Source organism: Aquimarina hainanensis (genome assembly GCF_042684685.1).
GTDB lineage: Bacteria > Bacteroidota > Bacteroidia > Flavobacteriales > Flavobacteriaceae > Aquimarina > Aquimarina hainanensis.
Window position 1 is genome coordinate 97,312 of sequence record NZ_JBHULX010000004.1, and the last position, 18,475, is coordinate 115,786.

The window sequence follows — 18,475 nt, forward strand, 5'->3', positions numbered from 1 at the left end:
AAATCCACTACTTATTTTAGGTTAGCTGATATTTAGAGGTAAAACAAGCCTTTTTAGTCACTTTTATCCCTTTTTGGTCACTTTTATCCACTTTTGATCAGTTTTGGGACAGCAGTATTTCCCCTTACCGCATCTTAGCGTTATGAAAAAAACTGTGTTGCTTATTTTTTTATTGTTTTCTCTGATTATTAGCCTAAAAGCATGGCGTGTCTATAGTTTGGCACGCCATGCCAAAAGGCTTAAAATTAGCGTTGCTAAATTTAAAATTCTTTCGATCTCCCTTAGTCCTGAAAGTAACATTGTTCTTTCGGTATCAAATTACAGTTCTACTCCCTTTAGCATTTCTCAGCTTCAAATAAACATCTATAGCTCTAAGGGAATATTGCTGGCTTCTCAAAACACTCCTTTAGCTACTTCTTTTGTTGCTAAAGCCAATAGTAACACTCCCTTACCACTTTCATTTACCATCGATGCGCAAAATATAATTTCAGCACTAAAAGATATTGGGGGGTTAACCTCTTTAGCAGCCAACTACCTGACTACTGGCAGTTATGGGCTGCCCATTACCTTAAAAGGTTTTGTAGTAATCGCCAACTATCAAATTCCTATTGATGAATCTTTAACCGTATAATATGACACATTTATATCCCATCATTTTTTCAATACTATTTAGTATTCTATGTTATTTCATTAAATCCATTCACTCAGAAATAAAACAGCTCTTAAAAGAACTTACTGAATATACCCAAGAGCTTAGAACCCTTATCAGCAATATCCAAATACAGATAGATAAAGGCATTGAAGCTGATATTACAGAGATTAAAACAGACATTAAATATCTCTACAAAAAGAGCAATACCAATGCAGCTGCCATAGCACGCTATACATCTGATAAACGTAAAAACACATCTAATGACTGATTTAGGAAAAATAGAAGATGCAGGGCAAGTTGTAAAAGGAGGTGGAATTGATCGCCATTGGAAGCAGATTAGCATAGAACAATCTTTTCTTTCCCATTTTAAAGAAACTCCTAATAACCATCACTGGCTTTTTGATTCCGAAGCCTGTCTTACTCATTTTAACCTTCGTAGTATTGAGTTTGGAAACTGGATGAGCCAACAAGATCGGGCTAATTTTCTATACGCTACCGCTCTTTCTTTACATCACCTCGCGGTATTGTTTAAGATTAAAGATTCAGATATAGGATTAGGAGGCAGGCTATCACTAGCCCTTGGAGCCAGAGGACATGGACGCGCTTCTGGTCATTATGAGCCATCCCCCTTTAGCGTTATTAATCTTACCAAAACACAAGGTATGAGTGGCGTATTAGCCCATGAGTATGCCCATGCACTTGATAATCTGATTAGTTATGTTAGCTCAAAACAAAAGCAACAGTTCGCATCAGGAGGAAGAACTACCCGAAAAGATTACAACGGAGAAATTGCCAAAAAAGGGAACTTTTTTCAACAACAATTCGAGGATTTTTTCAATCGACTTTATTTTGATAGTAAAGGAAACCCTACGCCTTTTCATAATCATCTAAAAGAAACATCAGAGTACTGGAACCGAAGATCAGAGGTGTTTGCCCGAAGTTTTGAGGTATATATCCACATGTTTTTAAGTGCAAAAAAAATAAAAAACACCTTTTTGGTATCTCAAAGCTATCAGAGTCCGCTATATCCCACAAAAACATTAATTCGCTCTGTAATGCCAATCATTGATGCGATTGTGTTTAATGGGTTAGATGCTATTTATAATGAAAAGGAATCTTTATCAGGTATAAATACAGATGTAGGCTACAAAGGATTTCGCAAAACAATTAAAGAAAATGCTTCTTTAGAAGATACTCTTAAAGCAATGAAACGTATCGTTTTAAGGGATTACAAACAGGTAGCTCAATTAGCACATGAATTAGAAGGAAACAGCGTAGGGCAAACATGCAATAATATATGGAATTATCTAATCACAAATACCCGATATAAACTTGACCGTGAAGGATTGGAGGAATTAAGAACCCCCTCCCGCGGTCTTGTTGATGGGTACAAAGGGCTACAGAATGATCACTATGGGATAGATTGTGACGATTATACCATCTTAATTAGTGCCTTACTCTTAAACCTAAATATAGCCCATGAGTATCGTATTGTGGCTTATCACAAAAAAGGAAAGTTTCAGCACATCTACCCTGTAGCTTTTGACGATTTAAAAACCCCTTTTGTTATTGATGCAGTGCCTGAAATCCCACATTTTAACTATGAACAGCAGCCAATTATTGATTTAAAAACAGTCCCTATGGAATTACATGAATTATCAGGAGTGGAAGATACTTTTTATCAAGACACCCCTATTACAGCGCAGGAAATACGTGAAGATATTGCCAGCGAACTAAAGAGTCCCTACCAGTTAGAGGGTATTGAAAATGAGTATGAAGACGCTATACTGGAAGATCATTTCCTTTCTGGTTTTAAAGAGGTGTATGATCAGGATAAGGCAGATATTATTTTGCATGGTAGCTCAGATGCCATAAAGTTATTAGAACGTGGAATTTTAGCCGAAGTAAACAAAGCCAGAAAAACCCTTAAAGAAGAACAACAGCGACCCACCATATTATCTGAACTAATCAATGTGTCAAAAGAATTACATTTTGTAGAAAGATTAATGCGTCATTGGGAAGATCATTCTGAAAGAGAAGAAGTATTATTATCTGCCATTGCTAATAACAGTAGTTATTCCAACTTCTACAAAGCCATAAAACAAAGTCTGGAAGACTTACAACAAGAAGGGCTAGAAGGAATAGACACCGATACATTTGATACGCCTTTATACCTATCTAATGTTACAACCCCTGACCTGTTAGCAGATGTTTTAGAGGATGAGGAGGAAGAAGATTTTGAATTACAAGGCTTTGAGGATACTACTGAAACAGATGAAGATTTTGGGCAGGATGAAGATCAGCAGGAAGATGAAGACCCTTTCTGGGAGGAGGAGGATGAGCTGTTTGAAGAAGATACCCCTGCCTTACATGGTTTTTTTAGGAAAGTATTTCGAAAAATACGAAGGGGAGTAAAAAAAGCAGTTAAAGCCGTTGTACGATTTAACCCCGCTACTCTTGCCATGAGGGGAGCTATTATTCTGATTCTAAAAACCAATATGTTTAAATTCTCAGAAAAATTAATATATGGATATCTAACACAAAAGCAAGCGCGCGCCAAACGATTAAATCTACATGAGTGGAGAAAACTGGTAGATCGTAAAAACAAAGCGGAGCGATTCTTTAAAAAGATAGGGGGACGCGCATCTAAATTTCGCAAAGCTGTTGTGCGCGGTCGTGCAAGAAAAAAAACAGGGATTCGTTTAAGTGGAATGGGCGCTGTTGCAACTGCCCCAACTGCGGCAGCTAGTGGGTTTATTGTGTTTATGAAAAAGATTTTGAGAAGTATAAACCCCGCAAGATTATTTAAAAAAGTAGCTCGAAAAATACGACAGAAAAAACAAACAAATCGTAGACTAGCTGTAAGAAATACCAGAAAACCAGCTCCCTCTACAAGAGCAGCAGTAAGATCCCCCAGAAATACAACTACTGCTTATAATAATTCCCCTATAGAACCTTATAAACCCACTGGCTTTTTAGACAAGGTAAAAGACTTTTTTTCAATCCATAAAAAGAAGGTAATCATTGCAGGGGTTGGTAGTGTCCTTGCCATTATTGCAGTGATCTTTTATAACAAGAACGAAAAGAAGAAAAAACGCTCTCTTGCTGGAATTAAAGCTGCCAGAACCAGAGCACGAAACCGAAAACGATTATTGGCTACTGCTAAAATACGAAGACCTGCCATTAAAAGAAAAACCGCTTCCAGACCTCGTGCTGCTCTTAGGGGAGTAAAAAAAGCAAGTCCGCAACTAAAAGGAGCTACCAGAAAAACAACCAATGCTTCCCGCTTAAAGGCGATGCATCGCAAGGCAAAAGAATTGCAAAAAAAGCATCCCAAAACAAAATACAGCACGCTTTTAAAACGAGCAGCTGCCACCTTATAAACGATTTATTATTACTTAATATCAATATCTATGGATGATTTAACAAACGATGAAATTATACTATCTGGGCTAGGAGGACGCGGTAGAAATAGCAATTTGCGTCAAGCCGTTAAAAAAGAAATTGGCGCTTCCAGATTCAGACGCCATTTCTTAGACCGGGTGCATAAACTGCCCCAACCAATTCAGCAAGATTTAGTAAAGGGAAAAGCACAAATATCTGACGCACCCTACTATGCTACTGCCAGATTAAAAGGAACGCGATCTGAACTAATCAAACTATCAACCCCTGAGAAATTAGGTATTACCAATATCGACAACGGAAAGTTAAACAAAGACCGATTTCTTACCCTCTCGGCTATTCGTCTGCTATTTGATAAACAAAGTATAGAAGGCTGTTTTACAGATAGTTTTCCCGCTGATTTATTAAACGGGGAATGGGAACTGGAATTAAATGGGCAAAAAGTGTTTGAAAAACAACCAATCCGAAAGTTTTTTGACGGTTTCTACGGCTATAATACAACCAAACCTTTCGGACTATACGTTCTTAATAACCCTAAGATTATCCACCCACAAACCCCGATCGAATTTAACATCAATCTGCCCAATGAGGTACAAGGTTTTTTGAAAGTCTTTTTAGAAGGAACCTCTGTATATAGTTACTAATACCCCTAACCTGTACTACTGTAAAGCAACTACTTTTTTTATGCTTTACAGTAGTTTTTAAACCACCTGTTATGCCTGATTATAATCAAATGACAAAAGAACAGCTCATCGAGATAGTACAACACAAAGATGTTACCATCACTTCTTTGTATCATCTGGAACAAGAGCTTAGACAAAACATCACTGATTTAGAAATAAGTACAGCCGATAAACTTATAAATGCAGTAATTAAGCTGCCTTTGGAGCAGCAAAAAAAGCTGCCTAAAAAAATACGAACCGACCCTATTGCTATTAAAGCATTTACAGCCTTTAATTACGGGGGAATTTCCTGCGGGAATGCCTCTGACCCTGATAACCCAATTGATATACGATAGCCTTAAAATTAATTCTAATGAAAATACAACTTTTAGAAAAAGAGATTACCAAAGAAAAACAGCGTATTTTACTAGTTGATGAATTGGATATTTCCTATGAAAAATTAGTCGGAATCGCCATACTCTCTAATCTGGGACAAGGGCATATTATCAGTAACTCAACCCTTGCAGGAGTAGAAGTGTTTCCCAAAAATTTTGAAGTAGACTTTTTACAATCCAATTATAGTGTTGCACCACAGAAACGGTTTTTCCCTCTTCAATACACTGCTAAAGGAAAGAAAATAGAACTAGAGATTACCGATAGTGGAAAAATGCCTGTCTACCCTTATACTTTTAGAATATACCTTCTTTTATCAAATGAGTAATTCACATATTATTACGGTTTTTTCGAAACATATAGCCCCTAAAGAGTCTGAAAGCACAGTATATCTACTCCCTGCTGAGATTAAAAATATTACAGGGATTTTAATTAGCGGCCATGCCAGTATTTCCATGGCATTTGGAGGTAATCAGCAGCTAATTATAAACAAATTTAATCATAAAGAAAATGCAGCAATTGCTCCTTCTGATAAAATTATCCCATGTAATTATAAAGTAGAAAATGAACCTTTTATCTCTGTCAAAGTGAGTAATCTGTCTGACGCTCCGGAAAACCTACACATTTATCTGTTCACTAAAAAATACCAAAATGACTAAAAGTAATGATTACCTGCTTTGTGAGCTTATAAAGCAACAAACAAAACAGCACCCATCTTTATGGAAAGAGGAATTACACCTAAACCCAAAACGTATTGAGGTCGCACAAAATCAAATCGTTTATATTCATTTTTTTCACTCCAATCTCAATGAATTTTCTGTTACCATAGATACTAGTCTTGATAGGGTAACTCTTACCAGAAAAAACACATTTTGTAATTCTTCCAATCTAATAATAAAATCGCATAGTCCGATCGACTTTACAGCAGCAGCAGAAAGTGATTTCTATGTTCAATTAATACGAATCATCAAATGAAAAAAATAAAAAACTATATCACTGCCGAATTAGCTAAAAAGAAAATCGCCAGATACAAATACTGGAATATTAAGGATGAAAGCGGTATTTCCATTACCTGTTCAGAAGACGAGCTTGGTGGTCAGAGTTTCGGGGATATTTTAGACAAAATAATCACTGACAATGTAGATGCAGAAGTGCAAGTAAAATTTGGCACCAATGAGCAATCCAGTAGGCAAAACACCCCGCTTTTTATTCGAATTAATGAGACTATCGAATGGGTTGAACCAGAAGAAGAAGACACCGTACAAATAAATGGAGTACCTCATAAAGTAGATAAAAACGGAAATGTCAACATTAATTTTACCACTGCTGAAACTCCTGTTATCGAAACACCAGATTACTTTAAACAAGAGCTGGAAATACAACTGGAAGGATTACGAAAAGAAAGCGCATTGAAAGAGCAACGCTTTCAGGCAGAACTACATCATAAACTGGCAGAACAGACATTAAAATTTAAAGAAATGATGCTCACAGATCGTGAAAGCAAGATTACTCAAAGAGAACAACAGCTTGCAGAGCAAGAAAATGCACTGGAAGAGAAACAACAACAAATGAGTCAGCAGTTAAAAGGATATGTAAAATTAATTCCCTCCACTTTAGCAGGTGTAATCAATGATTGGATAACCACCAAAACAACCCCACTATCCGGGACTCAAAAACAATCGTCCCAGAAAAAGGAAGTACAAAGAAATCAGGTAGCCTTTTCCTTTATTGAAGAAGAAGACCAAGACACTACAGATCAGCCAATAACAGACATTCAGACACAAGAGACACAAGAGGAGCAACAAACACCAGAGAGTAACCAACAAACACTTACTATAGATGAAGACCTATAAAATTTCCTTAGACATAAAAGCGACCGACAAATTGCAATTAGTAGAAAAACTACAAGCTTTTCAGGATTTGCAGGACTATTTGTCTCATGAAGATTTAGTTACCGCTACCATTGTGATTACTGAGCATCCTGAAATCGTATCCTTTATAAAAGAAGTGATCCCAGAAGAAGGAAACGAACTTTCCCTTACCGATTATATCAGTATTGCCAAAAAAGCATTTGAGCGTTTTGCATAAATAACCCTAAATCTATAGCCTATGAATCCTATATTAGTTGCCAAAGCTGCGCAAACAACCACCTCTATTTTATCAAATAGAAAAGTACAAATAGCCATCTTACTTATTATACTATACTTGATCTTTAGAGCTAAAATAAAAAGATGGATATATCTCTATAAACAACGAAAGTTCAACAAGGATGAAGCCCTTAATCCCAACCAATTAGCACAACAATACAGAGCAGCGGCAAATCCTTCGGGAATTTCTTGGCTTATCAATGCAGATGGAACAAATGAAAGGCAGATTGAAAATCTTGCCTATCAATCAAAAAACAACTTTCAACCCATTGCCAATGCTTATAATTTAAAGTTTGAGGAATCCTTAACCGACAGATTAAGAAAAGAACTCTCCCCCAAGGAATATCAAGACTGGCACAATATCGTCTTTTAGTCCAATGCCTTATAAATCCAACACCATTAAAATAACAGCTATTATCATCATTATGATACTATTAATAGCACTTGTCTATAGAAAACGCTTAAAAAGAATTGCTATGAGTACTATAAACTATTTAAAACAGAAAACATGGGATATACTGACTGATCGTAGAATATCCACACTGCATCCCGCCATCAGAGCCAAAGCGAAAGAATTTATTATACGGGCAGAAAAAGAGTTGGGAATAAAATTAAGAGTAACTTCTGCATTAAGAACTTGGCAAGAACAACAACGCCTATATAACAAAGGTAGAACAATCACTGGCAAAATAGTCACTCACGCACTTCCTGGACAAAGTTACCACAACTACGGACTTGCTGTTGATGTGGTAGAAATTAAAAATGGAAAAGCCATCTGGGAAAACCCCAAATGGAACAAAATTGCTCATCTGGGAAAACAAATAGGATTTGAATGGGGCGGAGATTGGAAAAGACCCGACAGACCACATTTTCAAATGAGACTCGGGATGCACCATACACAGCTTGCCAGACTATACAGACAAGGAAAAAGAAATGGAAATTATGTACTACTAAGCTGATAAAAAGACAAGTAAAAACTAATTTAATTGCATTAAAACTATAAATAAATTTGTTTTTCAGATAAAATAATTAGTAACTTTAAAATAGGGTATTGTAGAATGGTATACTATACTATTCTATATTTATATATTTGCACAATTGACAGTATAGAATTGTAAGCAGGGAAAACTCAATTTTTAACTGTGTTGTAGATATAAACTAAGTTAAAGAGCTAATTATATTAGCTCTTTCTTTTTCTTCTCTATTTTTTTTAATCTTAAAAATATGAATACTTAAGTAAACTATAGCCTAGATAAAAAATATTCTGATAGAAAAAGACAAGTAAAAATTAATTTATTTTACGGTTCAACCATAAAAATGTACATTTCTTCGATTTTATTTGTATATTTAAGATGCGGGCATAGTAGAATAATTTATTCTTCTATTTATCAATATTTACATTTATTAAAAAGGGCTGTTTTCTATAATAGCTCTTTTTATTTATTTTTATTTTTCTTAAATTTAGAATATTAGGTTTGGATTGACCTATTGAACATTTTATCGAATAACATAGGAAGAAGGGCTAGTATTAAAACATTAGCCCTTCTTATTTCTTCTCTTTTTTTAAAAAATCAACAATGAATACTAAAATTAAATATACCCTGATAGGGGGAGTAATTACTATTGCATTACTCTTACCTTTTTTTGTGGGAGGAGCTTTTCACAGCACTGAGCGCATCACGCAAATACAAACAGATACTATATATATCGATCGACCTTACAAAGTCATTGAAATTCAAAAAGAAGTTATCGAAAAACCCGTAAAAGTATTTGTATATAAAACTGATACTATCTATAGAAAACAACTAGAAAAAGACACCTTGCTAAGTGCGGTGAAACTAACTCCTAAAAAAGCAATTATTCATACACTTACCCCGCAGGGGATTCCTCATATAAACCAATACACTATGCCCCCTTTTTCCTCTCTGACACTTACTCATAAAGGAAAACTACAGATTATTCCAGAAAAACACCCCAGAAGAAAAAAAACACTCCGTACAATAGGAGCTATCACCATATTTGCAACAGGTATATTTCTGGGAACACAGATTCATAAATAATTTATATCTTTAATGTGTTTCGTTCTGCCTATAGGAACCGCTAGTTCTTATAGGCTACCTTATTTTGAAAGAGCTGCATTTGTAGCTCTTTGTTTTTTACGTAAAAACCTTACAGATATTACGCAATAATTGCACTTCAATATATTGATCTACAGTAGATTAAGTGAATTAATAAGAATAAAAAGTAAAAATCTGACGTTTTTACCCAAAAAAAGCATAAAAAAATAGGGGGAATTCCCGCTTTTTACGCCAAAAATAGAACAAAATTACAAGGAAAATAGCAGAAAAAATATAGTTCGTTTTAATTATCATTTCTGTAGTTTTGGTTTGTATATCAAAAGATTACAGTCTTTTTCAATACTAATAAATTCAACTGTATATTTTAAAATCTAAGACCATGAAAACGAAAAACTTTTTTTTTAAGGCTTTTTTCCTAATTTTAACTTTAACATTTTTTATGAGCTGTACCAACACAGAACTAAATGAAGAAACCGGAGAAAAAGAAACAACAGAATTCCAAATTGATAAAGACGAAATTCAACACCCAGACGATAGGGATTAAAACTATAAATGTATTATTAATTATATGTGCTATAGCAGGAGTTATAGCACCTTTTTTACATATTTTCTTCTCTAAAGAATCCACAACAAAGGTATTTAGCTTTAATAATGCAAGAATATTTTTTTATTCAGTAGGAATTCCCTTTACTTTATTTGTAAGTTCTCTTTTACTTTCCTTTTTATCTAACTTGATATTGATTCCTGCTATAAAAATTACCATTAGGACTATCTCCCTAATTTTCATCTCAGTTTCTACATATTATTTAATTTGGATTTTTTGGGCTAAAAAAGATTTCAATCCAATATTATATTATTCCATAATGGTTATAACTGCTTTAATTTTTAGTTTAGCTATAACAAGGTTTATACAATATGTATCAAAAAGCACAATTAAATTAGCGATTATCTCGAATCAAATTCCAGATTTAGATAAAAAGATAAAAACAGTAAATGAAATTGCTAATATTATGCCTGAAAAAGATGGGATAATAACCTATAAAACTTTGGTCGATGTGACTGGGGATAAGCTAACGGAATCTGTTTCTAAAATCAAACAAGGGCTAAATCATGAGTAAAAAAATACCATCAGAAAAGATCCCTTCTAGAAGAGACCTCCTCGACAAACTTAGGGAAGAATACAAAGAATCAGAAACATTACAATGGTTTATTGAGGTAGAAATTAAAAGATTAATTTCTAATGATAATAGTTACCAAGAATTAAAAAAAATTGCAGAAATTTCGGCAGAAAGAATAGCAGAGCTAAATAGTAAAAGTAAAGGAAAATGATTATTCTCGGTCTTTAAGATAGCTAGTTATTGCTTTAAAGAACTGTTCATCTGTTATTAGTCCCATCAATTTTTGAGTTGTATAAACATTAATTTCTTTTCCTATTACATACTTAAAAGCTTCTTTTATTTCGGAATCACTTGTTAATAATTTTAGTAAATTTTGTTTAAGTTTTTCTTCTTCCTTAGTTAGTACCCCTAAAGTATTTTCCTCTCTTTTTTGAATTTCAGAGTTTTCGATTTCACCTTCTCCTTTTATCAACCAGTTCAAATTGATTTCAGGGTAATAAGCAACAAGTTTAGCTATATTGTCTTCTGTTATTCCACTAGAGCTTTCTAATACACCTCTAGATATGCCCGTATCTTTATAAAACCTGTATTTAGAAATTCCTCTAAGTTCTATAAACTCAATTATTCTTTTCTTAATAGACGACATTTTATGTGTATTTATTTTGATAGACGAGATATTTCGTATATATTTGAATTAAATAAGCGAAATATTTATCTTATTCTAATCTCGACTATGATTAACTAATAAAAAGCTCAAATTAAATAAAGCTTTTGTTATTAACTAAATATATAAGAAAAACTTTTAAAACCTATGCATCATGAATTCTATCTGTATTTCCCTAGCATGTATTTACTATCAAGAGTTTGAAAAAAACGTTTTTAAACACTTAGGAGTATGTTATCAGCAATTCAATCAAAAACGACAGGAAAAAGCGCCTTTTGCCTTCTTATTACAAGAATGGATACAAGAACAGTATAATAATAATACGACTACGTATACTACGGCAGATCAAATAAAAAATTCAGAAGTATTATCATTAATAGGGTTAACTAAAAAGTCTCAATTAACCCTTATTAATAAAGACCTGATTACCCCTCATGTAGTTACCCCATATCAAAGTGTGTGATTACGGCAGATAGTATGGAGGGTTTAGTAAGGGATTCCCTCTTACTATCTGTATTAATTCATACGTTCTTTAACATAATGTAATTGTCATAATTGTGATGAACATAATATAAACATGGGACAGTGCAGCACACCTAGTTGTTTTTCCAACTTCCCTATGTGTGTCCCCTTGCTGTCCTGTGTTTTCTTTTACTAATCACATTTATAATAATATGAATAAAAACAAAATAGAAACCAGAAAAGCAATCAAAAGGGAAGAAGTAGAAAACTGGTTAAAAAGGAATGAAAAAATGATTAACAAACATGCTTTTGACAGAAAGATAGCAGCTCCTGTAGGAACCATACAAAAGTATGTTAGGTATGATAAAACAATCAATCAAAAAAGGATTGACTTATTACATAGAGCAATCAAGAGCTTTGGTAAAATGAAATAAAATCAAACCATATAAACTAATAAGAGGTTTTAAACAAGGGACATTGGTTTGTGTTTTTTAAGTTGGGTACTGGAGTGCAGCAAAAGCAAGTTTTTTTATTGTTGCGCTCTTACCAACTTATCAGGGAAATAACATAGTCAACGTATCCAACGCTTTATTTACATAGTACTATTTTGGGTGCAGACCATGTATAGAGCAGGTACGTTGGCTTATGTTTACATAATAACGATAAACAACAAAATATAGAATTTACTGAAACTACGGAAAACACCTTTGTAATTATTAAGAAATAAGAACAGCACCTTTTATTTTTGAACCATAAATATTCTTAAACCATGACTTCATTATATAAAAACCAACAACTATCTATGCCGGATGTATCACTCTTTTTTTTAAGAGTGACAATGCTGTTTTGATACGCTGATCTTATCCGAAGCAGACACTACTTTTTTAGTATTCCCTCCCTAAACTAAAAAAACATAAAACACTGATTAATATGTCTTTGAGCAAAAGACACAAGGCATCTATTTGCCTAATAGTAAAATAAAGAGAGACAGTAATATATACCGTTTCTTTCTAATTCTTAAACATAAATCATTAATTACTAAAATTTGAAAACATGAAACACTTCAAAGTATGGGGACTATTATGTATAGCCCTTTTTATGGTGCATACAATTGATGCACAAGAGGAGCAACCAGAACTACTGAGTTGTGATAAAAAGATCGAAATTCTGAAAAAAATATTCTATAAAGTAGATCAATATCCTGTGGAATACACTAATGAAATGCTAGAATGGATTACTCCTTGTATAACAGATTCAAATCCCGAAGCACTTTATATGGCAGGAGTATTAACTTTAAGAAAAGGGGATTGGGAAAGTAAAAGAAATGGCAACAGAATGTTAGTTAAGTCTTCTAATGCAGGATATGGAGCAGCTACTTTTAAATTAGCAATGTTATGCCTTTCAGAGCAAACACCTACTGAATATATTGATAATAGGTGCCTTAGTAATTATGTTCATAAGTTGTATACACAATCATATGATAAGGATTTAGCTAATTATTTAATGGGGTATATTTATATGAAAGGTTTTTTTGATAATAGAAGCAAAGCTAAATACCGTAGTGCAAAGAGGTTTTATTCTGCGAGTAATCATCCGATGGCCAAGCATTGGCTTGCTATTATGGATTTCAATGGGTATGGGCTGATTGAACCCGATCCACAAAAAGGTCTACAGCTTTTATCAGAAAACCCTATCCTTAATAGCCAAACGCTATTTCATTATTTGTCTAATACAAATAATAGTTTTGAACAATTATCAGCTGAAGAATACAATGTAATCCTTCATGGGGAGATAGGAAAACATCCGATACTAGCCGATCCGAATTTTGATAAATTAGACATGTCTTTCACAGGTAAGCTTGTTGAGTTTGATTGGGGCAAGAGATATGTAAAAAGGAATATCCCTATTTCTTTTACAATTAACATAGAAGATACTCCAAATTTTGAAAAAAATACGTCTTACCAGTTTTCTATAGAAGGAAAAACAATTTCTGGTCAAGCAGTTTGTAGAGGAAATAGGTTTATGTTTACTGATCCTATTGTGTTTGAATTAAAACGGTTATTTAAGGATCATCCTGATAAAGGCAGTTTAACTTATATAATTAGTCAAATTAGAGTCAAGCAAGACTTAATTAATAACAAAAAAGTATGGGTAGCAGAGCTAGAAACTGCAAATATTAAAGATTTAAGAGAAAAAACACCCCCAATTCGTTTATTACTGGAAGAAAAAGCTCCCTCATTGACCAGAGCAGTATCGACAATAGATACTAACACTTCTAAAGAAGGTAGTGTTATTAATAAAGATTTTGCTGTGATCACTCCTAATCCTATAGAAGATGATTTTACCCTGAGGTATACTCTAAAAGAAGCTGCGACAGTTACAGTAGCAGTGTATGATATTTTTGGAACTAAAAAGATAACTCTGCCATCAAAACAGCTAAAAGCCAATACTACAGATCAGATTCATATAGATAGTTCCGAATTGACAGCAGGTTATTACATCGTACAGATAGATATCAATGGAATCCCTTATACCAAAACAGTAGCTAAACAATAAAATAATCACACAAAATATTATAATGAAATCAATAAATAACTTATTGATAACAGGATTGCTTTTTCTGTTATCAAGCATAACCTTTGGACAAATAGAACAATATTCTGATGATGGATCAAAAAGCTGTATCGATTGTAATAGCATCTTTCTAGGCCCAACAGATGTGCCAAGAGAATGTTTCTGTCGTTTCATTTTTGATTTTACACAATTTAATGCCAATATTCCTACAGATCACAGAAGAGAAGAATGGTTTAGGGAAAGAGAACACGCATTAAAATTTGAAATGGAAAGTGTTCTGGGGAAAACATATCAGAATTTCCACGATTTACAAATGGATTTTTTTAGGTCGTATCAAGCCAATCATTTTGCTCAAGAATATTATCCCAGAATTCTTGAAAAATTAAAGACAGAAAGTAATTTTAACAATATTACTTATAGTACCAGTAGGGTAAATGCAGATGTCCTGATCGCCAGAAAAAAACAAATAGAACGAGTACAAGCGGGATTACCTAAAACACAATTTTTTGGAGCGCTAAAATACAAGAATCAACTCATAGAAAATATCACTAGTCTACCTCAGATAACTTCATATATCAATGAGCATAATGCTCAGTATGATACCCAGTTATCTAATCTTAGAATATGGAAACCATTACTTCAAAAGTATGAACATGCTGTCAATGATCAGTTTGTAGAAAACTTTTTAGCGCTTCAGTTTATCCATGATTATAATGCTCTGGACTATGAAGATGCTATTAAAACAATGGTGAAATATATGGTTTCATACCATCAATCAAATTATTCCATTCTCAATCATAATTTTGGATCACAGGGATTTGATCTGAGAAATCAAGATTATACAGATAGGCTAATCCGACATATAAAACAACTTCAAATAGGATTAGACCCCGTAACTCCTTATCAACCATCTATAGATGATGCTTTATTTTCTTATGCACTAAGATCGTTTGGCTCTGATGAGAGTAGTTTTATGAGGGAGGCTGATAAAACTCACCTGAGAGCAACTACAAAATTATATCTGGAACACCATAATTATTCCAATGGAGCATTAGGGTGGAGCAATAACGCTATACGTAAATATTTAAACGGCGAACTATCACATAATTCATTTGATAACTATGTGGTCAATGGCAGTGGAACTTGGCAAAATTTACCTGTTGATCTTGGGGTTGATCTTGCCTACAAATGGACATTCAATAATTTAGGAGAGGTTAATGGCTTAACGGGACTTAGTGGATTTTTTAATGCATTATTCAACCTAGATGCTAACCATTATACACTAGAGGGATCATATATCAAGAAAATGCTGGAAGCAAATAAACTGAACATTGGAGATTTACCTAATGAGGATTTAGGTAAGCTACTTAATTTTAGTGCCGTCTATCCATTTGGTGAACACCAGTTTGATATCTTTTTCGAATATAGTATCCCTATCAAGAATGTGCTGAATGCTCATAACATATCATTTCAGGATCTTTTGAAGAATCATAATTTGGTTTCTTTGATCGGGGAAATGATTGATGCTGTTAACCAAGGGAATTTGAGTAATCAGGACATCCTAAATTTATTGGATTTTGCAGGGCGGTACAATTCTACAGATGATGTAATTAATTTTTCAAAAGAGTTAATCAGAGCTTTAAACTCAACTAATACTATAGATAAAGAAATTGCAACAGGTATCTTGAATGCTATTAATAACAATACTGTTTTTGATTTTTCACCTTATATAAATCCTAATGCGGAAACTATTAATACAGGTGCTACAGGGCTTTGTCCTGATCCTCCTTGTAACCCTGCACCTGATTTTGAAACACTTTGGACTTATGGAGGAGGGTTATTACAAGGAGTAAGTGACGCATTTTATAGTAGTTTATTAAGAAGTTTTGAATGGTGGGTTACTGATAAAAGAGAAGGTAAATGGATCAGGGACGTATTAATACACAAAGGTGTAGATTTTTATGGAGATATTGATAATGAGACTTTAGGAGAAATGTTCATCGTAAGATATGAAGGAAGTCAATTGGTTATACGATGGGATGGAGGTTTAGGAGCAGACCTGATAGATTTAGGCTTTAATGTACTAGACATCGCTACAATCATTTCTCCATCAAAAGGAGGAGGTGCCTATCTTGCTGTCAATGGAGGAGCACCTATAACTAAAGCTGCGTTAAAAGCTCATCTGGCACGCCTTAAGCAAATTGGAAAAACTACTTTATCAGGAGGTAGAGGTTATAAATCTTTTGAAGCCTTTAAAAGAGTAGAAGGAAGAGCCTCACCTGGAAATAATTTACATCATATAGTAGAGCAAAATGGGTATAAAAAACTTAATGAGCAAAAGTTTGGTAAGACTAATATCCATAACACAAAAAACATATTAGATATACCATCAGGAAGCGGAAGTCTTCACTCAAAAGTAACTGGGCACTACAACTCAAAACCAGCGTTCGCTAATGGAAAGACCGTAAGGGAATGGTTAGCAGATAAAAGTTTTGAATTTCAATATAATTATGGTATACAAAAATTATTAGATTTTGGATGGGATGGTGTCTCAGGAATATTTAACTAAATTTACAATATGGGAGTTATAAATATTGAACAAACTAAAGAAAAATTGATTCATTCGATTATAATGCATCAAAAAGGAATTGAACAAGGTAATGCAAAAATAGCTAATAAATATGCAGATGAGATGCTAAACTATATTGATATTATTCAAAAGCATTATGATTTTAGAGAACTAAAGGATTTACTTGATCATGAAGAGTTTTGCGTAAGAGTCTATATAGCTAAAACATTACTACCATATTATGAGTTAATATCATTAAAAATCCTTAGAGAAATTGGAAATAAAAATATACCTCATATATCTTTTGAAGCTAGGATTATAGTGAGTGAACATACGGGTGAAACATTAAGATTTAGTTGATTATAAAGGTCAATGTAATATCAAAAGCATTGACCTTTTAAACAAAGAACTATATGAAATTATCAGAGGAAAACAAGAATGCATTTTTGTTACAAATACATCAAATAATATATCAAAATATCAAGTTTACTTTGGATAAGTTTGAAAGTCTTGACAAAAACTCATTAGAACATTTTGCACTAACAGAAGAGGAAGAAAACTTTATCAATACTATTAAATCGTCTTCTTTGTTACAAAGTATACTTAAAAAAATCTTAATTAATAATTTAGACAATGCTTTTTTAGATTTGTTAAGTATTATTGATGGAGTAAGTGAACCTTTATCAGAATTTGGCAAAAAAACAGATTTTTTATTAGTTGATATGCCAGAAGAATTTAATGAACATTATGATTTTTTACATGATGAGTTTTTTGAAACATATGACACTTGGGAACAAATGCATAATTTTTCTAAGGATGAGGATGCAAGTTAGAAAGATTTCATTGCCCTTATAATGTCAAAATGATCTTATTCAATTAGAAAAAGATATGAATTTTCAGAATATTAAAGAAGCTGTAATTGCTTATATAGAAGGTTTTAAGGCTTCTAAACAAGCTAGTGATAAAGGAGATTTTAAAACAAATAATTCTATAATGATAAATCAAGTTAATCCTGCTTTTGACTATCTTAAAGGTAACAATGAATTAATCAGACTTGTTAAATTCCTCGAATCGGAAGAATATGATGTTAAGCAATCAATAGCTGTTGCATTGTTACCATATTATGAGGAAATCGCTATAGCAGTTTTAGAAGATATTAGTAAAATGAATGTTCCTCTAAATTCTTTTAAAGCAAAGATAGTATTAAAAAAGTGGAGAGAATCTAAAACAATTTAATTGATTATAAGGTCAATGTAAAATAAAAAGCATTGACCTTTTAAACAAAGAACTATATGAAATTATTGGAGGAAAATAAGAATGCATTTTGAAAATATTAATCAAGCAAAAAAAGAGTTAGTTGAAGCTATATTAATTCAACACAAAGCACTACTTGAGGATGATGATAAAACTCAGGAAGACAGTATAAATAGAGCTTTTAAAATCGATGAGTATATTAAACAAAACTTTGATTTAAGAGAAATGAAAGATTTACTGATGCATAATGACCTTGGTGTTAGATCATGGATTGCCAATATGCTACTACCTATATATGAAGATATATCTTTAGAAATTCTGAATAATATTTACAAACAGAATATTCCATTTATATCAATGAGTGCTCGAGCTATGTTTTGTAAATGGAAAAATGAGCCTATTTCCTTTGATTAAATGTAATAGTTAAGCTTGATCTTAGATTTTAATAAACTAACTTCTTTTTATAAGAATAAATTAAAAGGCACTGGAACTATTAACCC

24 protein-coding genes are annotated in these 18,475 nt (G+C 33.0%); 23 read left to right on the forward strand and 1 reads right to left on the reverse strand.

What is annotated here, in order from left to right:
- Positions 1-142 precede the first annotated feature (142 nt).
- The 15 genes from ACFSTE_RS05845 (at position 143) to ACFSTE_RS05915 (ending at position 10,663) form a co-directional block, all read left to right on the forward strand.
- Positions 143-631, forward strand: a complete 489-nt coding sequence (locus ACFSTE_RS05845; RefSeq protein ID WP_378257684.1) for a hypothetical protein — start codon at positions 143-145, stop codon at positions 629-631.
- Between the two features lies 1 nt (position 632).
- Positions 633-920, forward strand: a complete 288-nt coding sequence (locus tag ACFSTE_RS05850) for a hypothetical protein (protein WP_378257682.1) — start codon at positions 633-635, stop codon at positions 918-920.
- Positions 913-4,035, forward strand: a complete 3,123-nt coding sequence (locus tag ACFSTE_RS05855) for an LPD1 domain-containing protein (protein WP_378257681.1) — start codon at positions 913-915, stop codon at positions 4,033-4,035. Before ACFSTE_RS05850 ends, ACFSTE_RS05855 begins: the two co-directional genes overlap by 8 nt.
- A 30-nt stretch (positions 4,036-4,065) precedes the next feature.
- Complete coding sequence (locus ACFSTE_RS05860; protein WP_378257679.1) at positions 4,066-4,698, forward strand: hypothetical protein; 633 nt, start codon at positions 4,066-4,068, stop codon at positions 4,696-4,698.
- 71 nt (positions 4,699-4,769) lie between these two features.
- Positions 4,770-5,072: a hypothetical protein gene (locus ACFSTE_RS05865; protein ID WP_378257677.1), complete on the forward strand. Its 303-nt coding sequence runs from the start codon at positions 4,770-4,772 to the stop codon at positions 5,070-5,072.
- Positions 5,073-5,089: 17 nt separating this feature from the next.
- On the forward strand, positions 5,090-5,437 hold the full coding sequence (locus ACFSTE_RS05870) for a hypothetical protein (RefSeq protein WP_378257675.1): 348 nt from the start codon (positions 5,090-5,092) through the stop codon (positions 5,435-5,437).
- Entirely contained in the window at positions 5,430-5,768 is a 339-nt protein-coding gene (locus tag ACFSTE_RS05875) for a hypothetical protein (RefSeq protein WP_378257673.1), read from the forward strand. The genes ACFSTE_RS05870 and ACFSTE_RS05875 overlap by 8 nt, the downstream gene beginning before the upstream one ends.
- The gene (locus tag ACFSTE_RS05880; RefSeq protein WP_378257671.1) at positions 5,761-6,084 is read left to right on the forward strand and encodes a hypothetical protein; all 324 of its coding nucleotides are present in this window, start codon (positions 5,761-5,763) and stop codon (positions 6,082-6,084) included. The genes ACFSTE_RS05875 and ACFSTE_RS05880 overlap by 8 nt, the downstream gene beginning before the upstream one ends.
- On the forward strand, positions 6,081-6,962 hold the full coding sequence (locus tag ACFSTE_RS05885) for a hypothetical protein (RefSeq protein ID WP_378257669.1): 882 nt from the start codon (positions 6,081-6,083) through the stop codon (positions 6,960-6,962). The genes ACFSTE_RS05880 and ACFSTE_RS05885 overlap by 4 nt, the downstream gene beginning before the upstream one ends.
- On the forward strand, positions 6,949-7,197 hold the full coding sequence (locus tag ACFSTE_RS05890) for a hypothetical protein (RefSeq protein WP_378257667.1): 249 nt from the start codon (positions 6,949-6,951) through the stop codon (positions 7,195-7,197). Before ACFSTE_RS05885 ends, ACFSTE_RS05890 begins: the two co-directional genes overlap by 14 nt.
- A 21-nt stretch (positions 7,198-7,218) precedes the next feature.
- Positions 7,219-7,629, forward strand: a complete 411-nt coding sequence (locus tag ACFSTE_RS05895) for a hypothetical protein (protein ID WP_378257665.1) — start codon at positions 7,219-7,221, stop codon at positions 7,627-7,629.
- 4 nt (positions 7,630-7,633) lie between these two features.
- Positions 7,634-8,215 carry a M15 family metallopeptidase gene (locus ACFSTE_RS05900; protein ID WP_378257663.1) on the forward strand — a complete coding sequence of 194 codons (582 nt, stop codon included), beginning with the start codon at positions 7,634-7,636 and terminating at the stop codon, positions 8,213-8,215.
- 618 nt (positions 8,216-8,833) lie between these two features.
- Positions 8,834-9,316 carry a hypothetical protein gene (locus tag ACFSTE_RS05905; protein WP_378257661.1) on the forward strand — a complete coding sequence of 161 codons (483 nt, stop codon included), beginning with the start codon at positions 8,834-8,836 and terminating at the stop codon, positions 9,314-9,316.
- A gap of 482 nt (positions 9,317-9,798) precedes the next feature.
- On the forward strand, positions 9,799-10,452 hold the full coding sequence (locus ACFSTE_RS05910; RefSeq protein WP_378298035.1) for a hypothetical protein: 654 nt from the start codon (positions 9,799-9,801) through the stop codon (positions 10,450-10,452).
- A complete protein-coding gene (locus ACFSTE_RS05915) occupies positions 10,445-10,663 on the forward strand; it encodes a hypothetical protein (RefSeq protein WP_378257658.1) in 219 nt (72 codons plus the stop codon). The genes ACFSTE_RS05910 and ACFSTE_RS05915 overlap by 8 nt, the downstream gene beginning before the upstream one ends.
- Here ACFSTE_RS05915 and ACFSTE_RS05920 read toward each other — a convergent pair whose 3' ends face one another.
- Positions 10,664-11,098 carry a hypothetical protein gene (locus ACFSTE_RS05920; RefSeq protein ID WP_378257656.1) on the reverse strand — a complete coding sequence of 145 codons (435 nt, stop codon included), beginning with the start codon at positions 11,096-11,098 and terminating at the stop codon, positions 10,664-10,666.
- 172 nt (positions 11,099-11,270) lie between these two features.
- Here ACFSTE_RS05920 and ACFSTE_RS05925 point away from each other — a divergent pair, with 172 nt between their 5' ends.
- The 8 genes from ACFSTE_RS05925 to ACFSTE_RS05960 all read left to right on the forward strand — a co-directional run bounded on the left by ACFSTE_RS05925 (position 11,271) and on the right by ACFSTE_RS05960 (position 18,389).
- Positions 11,271-11,579: a hypothetical protein gene (locus tag ACFSTE_RS05925; protein ID WP_378257655.1), complete on the forward strand. Its 309-nt coding sequence runs from the start codon at positions 11,271-11,273 to the stop codon at positions 11,577-11,579.
- A 211-nt stretch (positions 11,580-11,790) separates the two neighbouring features.
- Complete coding sequence (locus tag ACFSTE_RS05930) at positions 11,791-12,012, forward strand: hypothetical protein (protein ID WP_378257653.1); 222 nt, start codon at positions 11,791-11,793, stop codon at positions 12,010-12,012.
- A gap of 619 nt (positions 12,013-12,631) precedes the next feature.
- Positions 12,632-14,134: a T9SS type A sorting domain-containing protein gene (locus ACFSTE_RS05935; protein WP_378257651.1), complete on the forward strand. Its 1,503-nt coding sequence runs from the start codon at positions 12,632-12,634 to the stop codon at positions 14,132-14,134.
- 22 nt (positions 14,135-14,156) lie between these two features.
- Entirely contained in the window at positions 14,157-16,721 is a 2,565-nt protein-coding gene (locus ACFSTE_RS05940; RefSeq protein ID WP_378257649.1) for a hypothetical protein, read from the forward strand.
- 9 nt (positions 16,722-16,730) lie between these two features.
- The gene (locus ACFSTE_RS05945; RefSeq protein WP_378257648.1) at positions 16,731-17,081 is read left to right on the forward strand and encodes a hypothetical protein; all 351 of its coding nucleotides are present in this window, start codon (positions 16,731-16,733) and stop codon (positions 17,079-17,081) included.
- Positions 17,082-17,134: 53 nt separating this feature from the next.
- Positions 17,135-17,554: a hypothetical protein gene (locus ACFSTE_RS05950; RefSeq protein ID WP_378257646.1), complete on the forward strand. Its 420-nt coding sequence runs from the start codon at positions 17,135-17,137 to the stop codon at positions 17,552-17,554.
- Between the two features lie 55 nt (positions 17,555-17,609).
- Positions 17,610-17,957, forward strand: a complete 348-nt coding sequence (locus ACFSTE_RS05955) for a hypothetical protein (RefSeq protein ID WP_378257644.1) — start codon at positions 17,610-17,612, stop codon at positions 17,955-17,957.
- Positions 17,958-18,038: 81 nt separating this feature from the next.
- Positions 18,039-18,389: a hypothetical protein gene (locus ACFSTE_RS05960; protein ID WP_378257642.1), complete on the forward strand. Its 351-nt coding sequence runs from the start codon at positions 18,039-18,041 to the stop codon at positions 18,387-18,389.
- The last annotated feature ends 86 nt before the right edge of the window (positions 18,390-18,475 follow it).

Excerpts from the sequence above, each read along its gene's own strand:
- ACFSTE_RS05895 (WP_378257665.1), top strand. The coding sequence starts at position 7,219 with ATGAATCCTATATTAGTTGCCAAAGCTGCGCAAACAACCACCTCTATT.
- ACFSTE_RS05930 (WP_378257653.1), top strand. The coding sequence starts at position 11,791 with ATGAATAAAAACAAAATAGAAACCAGAAAAGCAATCAAAAGGGAAGAA.
- ACFSTE_RS05875 (WP_378257673.1), top strand. The coding sequence starts at position 5,430 with ATGAGTAATTCACATATTATTACGGTTTTTTCGAAACATATAGCCCCT.
- ACFSTE_RS05880 (WP_378257671.1), top strand. The coding sequence starts at position 5,761 with ATGACTAAAAGTAATGATTACCTGCTTTGTGAGCTTATAAAGCAACAA.
- ACFSTE_RS05885 (WP_378257669.1), top strand. The coding sequence starts at position 6,081 with ATGAAAAAAATAAAAAACTATATCACTGCCGAATTAGCTAAAAAGAAA.
- ACFSTE_RS05940 (WP_378257649.1), top strand. The coding sequence starts at position 14,157 with ATGAAATCAATAAATAACTTATTGATAACAGGATTGCTTTTTCTGTTA.
- ACFSTE_RS05920 (WP_378257656.1), bottom strand. The coding sequence starts at position 11,098 with ATGTCGTCTATTAAGAAAAGAATAATTGAGTTTATAGAACTTAGAGGA.
- ACFSTE_RS05900 (WP_378257663.1), top strand. The coding sequence starts at position 7,634 with ATGCCTTATAAATCCAACACCATTAAAATAACAGCTATTATCATCATT.
- ACFSTE_RS05870 (WP_378257675.1), top strand. The coding sequence starts at position 5,090 with ATGAAAATACAACTTTTAGAAAAAGAGATTACCAAAGAAAAACAGCGT.
- ACFSTE_RS05960 (WP_378257642.1), top strand. The coding sequence starts at position 18,039 with ATGCATTTTGAAAATATTAATCAAGCAAAAAAAGAGTTAGTTGAAGCT.
- ACFSTE_RS05935 (WP_378257651.1), top strand. The coding sequence starts at position 12,632 with ATGAAACACTTCAAAGTATGGGGACTATTATGTATAGCCCTTTTTATG.
- ACFSTE_RS05955 (WP_378257644.1), top strand. The coding sequence starts at position 17,610 with ATGAATTTTCAGAATATTAAAGAAGCTGTAATTGCTTATATAGAAGGT.
- ACFSTE_RS05845 (WP_378257684.1), top strand. The coding sequence starts at position 143 with ATGAAAAAAACTGTGTTGCTTATTTTTTTATTGTTTTCTCTGATTATT.
- ACFSTE_RS05915 (WP_378257658.1), top strand. The coding sequence starts at position 10,445 with ATGAGTAAAAAAATACCATCAGAAAAGATCCCTTCTAGAAGAGACCTC.
- ACFSTE_RS05850 (WP_378257682.1), top strand. The coding sequence starts at position 633 with ATGACACATTTATATCCCATCATTTTTTCAATACTATTTAGTATTCTA.
- ACFSTE_RS05855 (WP_378257681.1), top strand. The coding sequence starts at position 913 with ATGACTGATTTAGGAAAAATAGAAGATGCAGGGCAAGTTGTAAAAGGA.
- ACFSTE_RS05860 (WP_378257679.1), top strand. The coding sequence starts at position 4,066 with ATGGATGATTTAACAAACGATGAAATTATACTATCTGGGCTAGGAGGA.
- ACFSTE_RS05905 (WP_378257661.1), top strand. The coding sequence starts at position 8,834 with ATGAATACTAAAATTAAATATACCCTGATAGGGGGAGTAATTACTATT.
- ACFSTE_RS05910 (WP_378298035.1), top strand. The coding sequence starts at position 9,799 with ATGAAGAAACCGGAGAAAAAGAAACAACAGAATTCCAAATTGATAAAG.
- ACFSTE_RS05945 (WP_378257648.1), top strand. The coding sequence starts at position 16,731 with ATGGGAGTTATAAATATTGAACAAACTAAAGAAAAATTGATTCATTCG.
- ACFSTE_RS05950 (WP_378257646.1), top strand. The coding sequence starts at position 17,135 with ATGAAATTATCAGAGGAAAACAAGAATGCATTTTTGTTACAAATACAT.
- ACFSTE_RS05890 (WP_378257667.1), top strand. The coding sequence starts at position 6,949 with ATGAAGACCTATAAAATTTCCTTAGACATAAAAGCGACCGACAAATTG.
- ACFSTE_RS05925 (WP_378257655.1), top strand. The coding sequence starts at position 11,271 with ATGAATTCTATCTGTATTTCCCTAGCATGTATTTACTATCAAGAGTTT.
- ACFSTE_RS05865 (WP_378257677.1), top strand. The coding sequence starts at position 4,770 with ATGCCTGATTATAATCAAATGACAAAAGAACAGCTCATCGAGATAGTA.